Source organism: Nocardia africana NBRC 100379, from assembly GCF_001612635.1.
GTDB classification, from domain to species: domain Bacteria; phylum Actinomycetota; class Actinomycetes; order Mycobacteriales; family Mycobacteriaceae; genus Nocardia; species Nocardia africana.
On the sequence record NZ_BDAV01000041.1, the window covers coordinates 1 to 6954 of the forward strand.

The 6954-nt window shown below is 66.0% G+C and carries 10 protein-coding genes; 4 read left to right on the plus strand and 6 right to left on the minus strand.

Annotation, left to right across the window (positions count from 1 at the left end; all coding sequences use genetic code 11):
* Positions 1 to 195: 195 nt before the first annotated feature.
* A complete protein-coding gene (locus NA3_RS34785; protein WP_128145252.1) occupies positions 196 to 894 on the minus strand; it encodes a DUF8548 family protein in 699 nt (232 codons plus the stop codon).
* A 192-nt stretch (positions 895 to 1086) separates the two neighbouring features.
* Between NA3_RS34785 and NA3_RS34790 the strand changes: the two genes are divergently transcribed.
* Entirely contained in the window at positions 1087 to 1329 is a 243-nt protein-coding gene (locus NA3_RS34790; RefSeq protein ID WP_062969127.1) for a hypothetical protein, read from the plus strand.
* A 134-nt stretch (positions 1330 to 1463) separates the two neighbouring features.
* Here the strand turns inward: NA3_RS34790 and NA3_RS34795 are convergent, their stop codons facing one another.
* Positions 1464 to 1865 carry a hypothetical protein gene (locus NA3_RS34795; RefSeq protein WP_062969128.1) on the minus strand — a complete coding sequence of 134 codons (402 nt, stop codon included), beginning with the start codon at positions 1863 to 1865 and terminating at the stop codon, positions 1464 to 1466.
* Positions 1866 to 2062: 197 nt separating this feature from the next.
* Between NA3_RS34795 and NA3_RS34800 the strand changes: the two genes are divergently transcribed.
* Positions 2063 to 2659, plus strand: coding sequence for a hypothetical protein (locus tag NA3_RS34800; RefSeq protein WP_062969129.1), 597 nt, complete (start codon positions 2063 to 2065; stop codon positions 2657 to 2659).
* Positions 2660 to 3058: 399 nt separating this feature from the next.
* Here the strand turns inward: NA3_RS34800 and NA3_RS34805 are convergent, their stop codons facing one another.
* Positions 3059 to 3388, minus strand: coding sequence for a MerR family transcriptional regulator (locus tag NA3_RS34805; protein ID WP_308189579.1), 330 nt, complete (start codon positions 3386 to 3388; stop codon positions 3059 to 3061).
* 442 nt (positions 3389 to 3830) lie between these two features.
* Here NA3_RS34805 and NA3_RS34810 point away from each other — a divergent pair, with 442 nt between their 5' ends.
* Complete coding sequence (locus tag NA3_RS34810; RefSeq protein ID WP_084492120.1) at positions 3831 to 4526, plus strand: PAS and ANTAR domain-containing protein; 696 nt, start codon at positions 3831 to 3833, stop codon at positions 4524 to 4526.
* A 173-nt stretch (positions 4527 to 4699) separates the two neighbouring features.
* Here the strand turns inward: NA3_RS34810 and NA3_RS34815 are convergent, their stop codons facing one another.
* The 3 genes from NA3_RS34815 to NA3_RS34820 all read right to left on the minus strand — a co-directional run bounded on the left by NA3_RS34815 (position 4700) and on the right by NA3_RS34820 (position 6404).
* Positions 4700 to 5590 carry an SMP-30/gluconolactonase/LRE family protein gene (locus NA3_RS34815; RefSeq protein ID WP_128145735.1) on the minus strand — a complete coding sequence of 297 codons (891 nt, stop codon included), beginning with the start codon at positions 5588 to 5590 and terminating at the stop codon, positions 4700 to 4702.
* Between the two features lie 113 nt (positions 5591 to 5703).
* Positions 5704 to 6027 (minus strand): hypothetical protein, encoded by a 324-nt coding sequence (locus NA3_RS37470; protein ID WP_128145251.1) that lies wholly within the window; start codon positions 6025 to 6027, stop codon positions 5704 to 5706.
* A gap of 59 nt (positions 6028 to 6086) precedes the next feature.
* Positions 6087 to 6404, minus strand: coding sequence for a hypothetical protein (locus NA3_RS34820; protein ID WP_128145250.1), 318 nt, complete (start codon positions 6402 to 6404; stop codon positions 6087 to 6089).
* A gap of 337 nt (positions 6405 to 6741) precedes the next feature.
* On the opposite strand from NA3_RS34820, the gene NA3_RS37475 reads away from it, so the two are divergent.
* Complete coding sequence (locus NA3_RS37475; protein WP_157126644.1) at positions 6742 to 6891, plus strand: hypothetical protein; 150 nt, start codon at positions 6742 to 6744, stop codon at positions 6889 to 6891.
* The last annotated feature ends 63 nt before the right edge of the window (positions 6892 to 6954 follow it).

Here is a 6954-nt window from a genome sequence, read left to right on the forward strand (position 1 = left end):
GACAGTGACGCGCGCCGCGCGGAGTTGGGACGGAGCCGAACGCCCCGCGAGTCGCGCTGGCTCGGCTTGTCGACAGTTGCGGTGCCCGGTCGAAAACGCCGGTCTGTGAATGGTTGCCGGGCTCTCAGCTCGTGGCATGCGCAGGCCTTACATGTGAACGTCTACAAGTTGTAGAAGCTCAGTCCGGTGGGCTGGTCAGCGGGCGCGTCGCCTGGGACGCGCTGCGGTCCAGATAGCGTGGTCGATCTCCCACGGGGTCACCCGGTGCCCCTGGGCGCGGGTGAGGTGCTCGGCGATGTCGGCGAGCACGATGCGGGCGGAGGCGGGATCGACGTCTGCGCCGTGGCGGCGCAGCCAGCGCAGCACCATGCGGTCGGGTTTGATTAGGTCATCGGCGCCGACGAGCATCCACAGGTAGCCGCGGCGCACACCCGCGTTCCCTTCGCCGGGCACACCCGCCAGCTCCGCGTCGACAGCTTGAAGCCGTTCAGGGTCGGCCAGCAGCTCCCGCGCTTGCACCAGGGTAGTGATGTCATGGCCGACAAGGATTTTCGCGTACTGCAAGCTGGCGTCAGCCTTGAGTATCCCGTTGCGGGTCGAGGTGCGCTGGCGGTTCCGCGCGACCACGCTCAGCCCCTCGGCAGTGGGGAACCGGTCGAGCAACTGCGGCAACGCCAGCGGGTCGGGATCGGTCCCGGCGATATCCGGCGCGGTCACCGTGGTGATACCGAACTCGTTGGCGACGCGGCCGACGACGGCGACGACGGTGCTGTAGCGGGCACCGATGCTGAACACCGCATCCACCACGCAGAAGCTCAAGCTCCGCCAATACGACTGCCGCGGTTGAGGATGCAGCTCGGCGACCTCGCGCGCCAAGCGGGCAATATCGGTCACCTCACCGATACTGCCACCGCCCCAGCCCGTCCCCCGGTTCCTCCGCGAAATTCACTGCAAGCACAGTGGACCGCGCACGCGAGGTGATGTTAGGCCGGCGTTGGTTGCCCTGAATCGCCGCGGCATCGCGTCATGTTGCGGGAATGGATCTCGCGCTCGACCCGCCCGTGATGGCGTCACAGGCCGACACCGGTGTCGTACTCGACGTCGCCGGTATCGGTATCGAGGACCCCGATCGGCGCCGGCATTCCCTACCTTCGCCTCGCCGACGGCACCCGGCGACTCCTCCCTGAAGCGTTGCGGGACAGGGCCATCACCCTGCTCGCCCACGACGCTCACCACACCGCCGAGGCCCGGACACCGGTATTTCCGTGCAAGGTCGAGTTCGGTGTCCTGCACGGAAACACCTACGCGACACCGCTGTCCCCGCACTGACGACGCCACCACCGAGCTGCGGCTCTCAGGAATCCCGATGACCGCAGTCGGCTCATGACCAGCAGGTTTCTGGCTCCCATGCCAAGCACTCAGCCCGGACGGCGCCGACGAGCGGCCCGGTGGAGCCAACGGCCTTACGCGGTGTACATGGCGGCGGTGATCTTTCGGATCATCTCGGCGGTGACCGGGCCGGCCCGGACATCGGCGGTGGCGGCCTCGATCGCGACCCGCACGGTAGTGCGGAAATTGTCGGCCTCGGCGGGATCGGACTGCTCAAGCAATGCGACCGCCGCCGTCAGCGCGGGCAGAACCCGATCGGCGAGTTCGGCAACCGACTTGCCCGCCAGTTTGACGTCCTTCGACTTCGCCGCCAGGACGTGTCCGATGGTCCCGGTCGCCGACAGCAGCGCAGTCGATCCCGCGGTAGCGGCCTTGTGGGGTTTGTTCGATCCGGCGGCCAGCAGGGAGACCGCGCCGTAGGCGGCGGTGCGCATGGTGAGCTGGTCCTGGGCGGTCAGGGCGAGGGTGGCGGACATGGTGGTCTCCTTCGAAATCTGTTGTGGCAGTTCCCCGTCACCGTGTCGATGTCCGGGGTCATCGTGTTCGATGGACTCACTGTGTCCGGCGTGGCTGACAGCATTACCTTCTTCGGGCGTGGGGCGACCAGGGCTGGAACCTGCCAGCGACCTACGTACAGAACTTCTGACACCGGCGAAGGGAAAGAACGGGCACGATGACCGCACTCGACGAGCTCACCACACTGCTCCCGCCCCCGGCGGGCGCCGGCGGGGCCTTCGACTGGACCGCGGTGGAGCAGCGCCTGGGTGTGACCGCGCTCCCGGACAATTTCAAGGCCTTGCTCGGCGTGTACGGGGATGTGCGGTTCTGCAACGCGCTGCGCCTGTACCGGCCCTCCCACGAGCCGTGGCTGGACCTGGCCGAGGTCACCCTCGCCGCGCGAGAACCCCTCGCCGACACCGAATTCGGCGACCCCCCGACCGAGATCCCGGCCGGGGTGTCGATCGATCCAGCAACGCTGATCCAGTGGGGTGGCTCCTTCGGCGGCGACTACTGCCTGTGGGACGCCCACGACCCCGACCCGGCACGGTGGACGCTGGTGTTCACCGACCTCGACAAACTCGACTGGGGCTTCCACCCCGGCACCGTCACCGAATACCTGCTCGACTGGTTGCACGGCCGCACCGCGCCGATCCCGCTGTGGGGCCTCGACGCCGTCCTGCGCGACGGCGGAGCGCCGTTCGCCGAGATCTACGACCCCACCAACTTCACCGGCGCAGCCACCGACCGCATCAACGCCGCGGTTCCTTGAGCCTGCCCTGCAGAGACAAGCGAATACGCCGCCAGGTGATACCTGGCGGCGTGTGTGTTGGTGAGCCGACGTCCATCATGCGCCTCTCGGCGAGTGGTCGCTCGAAGCGACAAATGGGGTGCGGCCCGGGGCTGTCCGGACACCGACAGCGCATACAACCTGAGGGACCGGCGAGCTATTCCACTGGCTGCGGATCGTCTTTCCTGATGGAGATTCGGTCCTCGGCTCTCCCCTCACCGTCCGGGCAGCGGTTTGCGTGTCGTCGGCCGGGTACTGCGTCGGTAGGTCCCCGCATCCGCCCGGGAGTATGCGGCGACCCAGATCGTGCCGGTTCAAACAAGCAGCCGGCGCGATCGCCCGATCCTCGTGACAGGCCGGGGGCAGTGGGGGCGGCCGGGGTCAGTCGTGTTGGGTGAGTTTGGCGTTGAGTTCGCGGGCTTCGGCGAGCTGGTCTTCGAGGATGATGATCCGGCACGCCGCCTCGAGGGGGGTGCCCTGATCGACGAGTTCGCGGGCGCGGGCGGCGATACGCAACTGGTATCGCGAATAGCGGCGGTGCCCACCGGCGGAGCGTTGCGGGGTGATCAGTTTCGCCTCGTCCAGGCTGCGCAGGAACGCTTGAGTGGTACCCAGCATGTCCGCGGCCCGGCCCATCGTGTAGGCGGGGTAGTCGTCGTCGTCGAACTTCTCGTTCGCAGTGGGTGTTTCAGAAATCGCGCGGCCTCCGATGCGCCGAAGCGCCCCGGTGCCAGGCGGCACCGGGGCGCTGAAAGGGGGAATGTACTTGCGTCTTCCGACATGTAACCAAAACGTCGGCGATCACACGGACCAGACCTGCTTCCGAGTGACCCGACGGGTAACTCCTCCCTTCTCCTCACGGGGTTACTTCAACTTTCCGTTCCACTTCATCTCTTGCCCGGCGGGCGGCGAGACCGTCGTGCTCTGGTCCCGCAGCCACGCCCGCCGTCTTTCCTCTCACGGGCAGTTCATCATCTCCCGTGCCATCTGGACACTTTCTTCACTACCGACAAGACAGAAGTTACCGCAGCATCCTGCTAATGTCTACTGTCGCAACTACAGATTTTTTCGGTTCGTCGTCCGGCAGGCGCAGCCGTCCGGACTGGCGGGCTGACCGGGGGCGGCACGGGCACCAGCGATCGGGTCGAAGAGAATGGTTGATGTGCAAGAGCCCCGCTTCAACAGGGGAAACAACCCTGCGGCCCAGCTGTCGCCGGGGCCGGACGAGGGCAGGCCTGCGGTGGGGTCGTTCCGGTTGTGGTTCGCCAGTCGCCGCTGGGAGTGGTCACCGGAGGTGTTCCGGATGCACGGCTACACCCCCGGCGCCGTGGAGCCGACGACCGAACTGATGCTCGCGCACAAACATCCCGACGACCGCAACGATGTCGCCGACCGCATCACCCGGGCACTGGAGTTGGGCGAATCGTTTTCCAGCCGGCACCGATTCCTCGACACCGCCGGCAATCTCCACCACGTGATGGTGGTCGCCGACCGCATCCACGACCAGGCCGGGAAAGTCACCGGCACCGCGGGCTTCTACATCGACCTGACCGACACCCTCGCCGAAAGCACCCGCGATGCCGTGTCGACACGGCTGTCCGAGGTCGTCGAGCATCGCGCGGTGATCGAGCAGGCCAAGGGCGTGCTGATGCACATGTATCGGATCAACGCCGACCAGGCGTTCAAGGTGTTGGCGTGGCGCTCGCAGGAAACCAACACCAAGATCCGTAACCTGGCCGCCGCCCTGATCGACGAACTCGCCACCCTCCCGAAATCCAGCCCGACGACGGTCACCACATTCGACCACCTGCTGCTCACCGTCCACGAACGAGTCCCCCGCAAGAACTAGAAGACCCCAGACCGATACCCGAAACGCACCAGGCCGGATCCGCCTCGCACCGTCGGTCCAGCCGGTCAATCCGGAAGTGCGACTTCGCGGAAGTCCCGATCGGGACGCAACCTCGACCAACTCGGGTGCCCCAGCGTCGTCGTGAAAACCGGTGACAGTTCACCCGCGGAGGGTTAAGGAGTGAGCACCGGTTTCAGGTCACTGTCGGCTGGGGGACGCAGCCGGCGCAGTGTGCCGTCGAATCCGGTCACGTACAGGGCCCAGTGGTCGCCGTCGGGGGCGATCCGCACCGAGCTGGGGCCGCCCCATCCTGTCGGTAGTCCGGTGTCGATGGTGCACATGGCGCCGGTGTCGGGGTCAACCCGGTAGATGAGGCCGGCGAGGTGCGCGGCGACATAGAGCTCACCCGAGCGTGACATGGTCAGGTCGTCGAGGCCGGGCAGTCCGCCGGGCACTGTCGCAACAACGGTCCACCGGTCCGGGGAGTCGAGGGGGATGCGGATGATCTGGCCGGTGAAAAGGTCGTCGGAGTAGACGAATTGGTGGTCCGGGCTCAGGGCCAGCCCTTCCGAACGGGGGACCGGTGACCAGTTCGGCTGCACGGTGGCGCTGTCGTGGTGGTAGCGCGAGACACCGGTGTCGGGGACGCCGACGTCGGTACCGACCCACGTGGTGAGGATGTCGCCATCCGGGAGGCGCAGCAAGCCGTTCGGGGCGGTCATCGTGGCGAGTTTGGTGATGTAACCGGTGGCGATGTCGTACCGGGACACCGCGCCATCACGGCCGGTTGCCAGATAGAGGTCCGTGCCGTCGACCTGCAGACCGCGCGGCACCGGCAGATCATCGAGAACTGTGCGCACCCGTCCGGCCTCGTCGATGTGGTAGAGGCGGGATTCGCCGGAGATGTAGAAGCCGCGGTGGCCGTCGGGTGCCAGGTTTTCCAGCTGTTGCAGGCCTGAGGCGATGGTATCGGCCTGCCAGGCACCACAATTCGGTACCGGCGCGGCCTGTGCTGCTGGTGCCGTCGAGCAGATGCCCGCAACGATCGCAGCGGCCGCGCACATGGTCCGTAGGTTGTTTCTCCCCACCTTCGTCATCGGCTCAACCTACGCCAGGCGAACTCGGGTGACGAGCTGCGGCGTCCATGTCGATCCGGCGGCTCACGATACCTGTCTGTCTAGTTGCCCGGGTTGTAAGACGTCCATCCCTGGCCGTGCGCGGCGGGGCCGTCTTCGTTTGGCGCTGGGTGTTCGGGTGCGGTTCCGGGGCAGGGCGTGGAATCTTCCACGAAGTCTCTCGCGCTGGTAGGCGGCGGTCCCTCGATGTTGGGCTCTTCGAGGTCGTCGAGTCCATCTGTTTGCTGATCGTCTGGCTTGTCGTTGTTGACCACCAGGTACTCCTGGGGGTGAGATGCCGGTTCGTGGGTGTAGTGAACAAGGAGCACGGCCCCGGTGGCCGCGGCGACCGCGGCTGCGGCAAGTCCGAGAATCGGCTTTTGCATCGGGACTGTCCTTTCTGCGGGAACCTCGCAAGACGCGGCTGAAGAGCTTCGGGTCCTGGTCAGGAGGTCAGGAGTGTTCGGGCGACGCGGATTTCCGGTATCCCGATCGCTTTCGCGGCGGCCAGGAAGCCGCCTGCGCCGACCAGTGTTCCGGCGGTCAGGGTGACCAGATGGCCGGCGGTGACGCCGGAGACGGTGTGCTGGATCAGCATCATCGCGGCCAGGGCGCCGCAGCCGGCGATAGCGGTAGCGGCCATGACCTGGTTGAAGGTCGTTGCGACAGTGGCGAATCCGAGCAGCCCGTAGCGGCGACGCAGCAGCATGTGCCCGGTTACTGCTCCGGCGAGGTAGGAGATGGAGGCAGCTACGCTCAGCATCACCACGACCGCCCGAATCGCAGTATTCCCTTCTGTGGGTCCGCGACTGGTTCCGGTATCGACGCAGTCGACCAGTTAGCCCTTCTCACCGTTACCGATTGAGTGTTCGGATCACTATGACCGCCAATCGAATTAGGTAGCCGCCAAAACGCTCCGAGTGTCTCGAGTCAAGATCTTGGAAGGATCTCGCTTCGCGTAGTTGACGCCACAGCTGGTGAGATCACCTGAAGCGCTCGGTAAGGCCGATGAGCGTGCGACTGGAAGCAGTCCGTCGGCTGAGCGCATCCCACCAGAGAGTGTGGTGGTAGGAACTCTGCAGACACGGCATGATCGGGTCATGACGGAGTTGCTTTTGCCACGTCGAGGCGAGGACGGTGAAGCCGAGCGAACTCGGCCGATGTCGTTTCCCCACGATCAGGACAGGATCGTCATCGGCCACTATTGGTGTGAGCCCAAGCTCAGCGTCGAGCGCTTCCTGGCTGTTTGACTACGCCGACGCGGCATCGACTGGGACGCATTCAGAGCCGAGGAGTATCGCGCTTACCCCCTC

Bases quoted from the DNA above. Each gene is read 5' to 3' on its own strand.
- NA3_RS34795 (WP_062969128.1), bottom strand. From the start codon at position 1,865: ATGTCCGCCACCCTCGCCCTGACCGCCCAGGACCAGCTCACCATGCGC.
- NA3_RS34800 (WP_062969129.1), top strand. From the start codon at position 2,063: ATGACCGCACTCGACGAGCTCACCACACTGCTCCCGCCCCCGGCGGGC.
- NA3_RS34810 (WP_084492120.1), top strand. From the start codon at position 3,831: ATGGTTGATGTGCAAGAGCCCCGCTTCAACAGGGGAAACAACCCTGCG.
- NA3_RS34815 (WP_128145735.1), bottom strand. From the start codon at position 5,590: ATGTGCGCGGCCGCTGCGATCGTTGCGGGCATCTGCTCGACGGCACCA.
- NA3_RS37470 (WP_128145251.1), bottom strand. From the start codon at position 6,027: ATGCAAAAGCCGATTCTCGGACTTGCCGCAGCCGCGGTCGCCGCGGCC.
- NA3_RS34820 (WP_128145250.1), bottom strand. From the start codon at position 6,404: ATGCTGAGCGTAGCTGCCTCCATCTCCTACCTCGCCGGAGCAGTAACC.
- NA3_RS37475 (WP_157126644.1), top strand. From the start codon at position 6,742: ATGACGGAGTTGCTTTTGCCACGTCGAGGCGAGGACGGTGAAGCCGAG.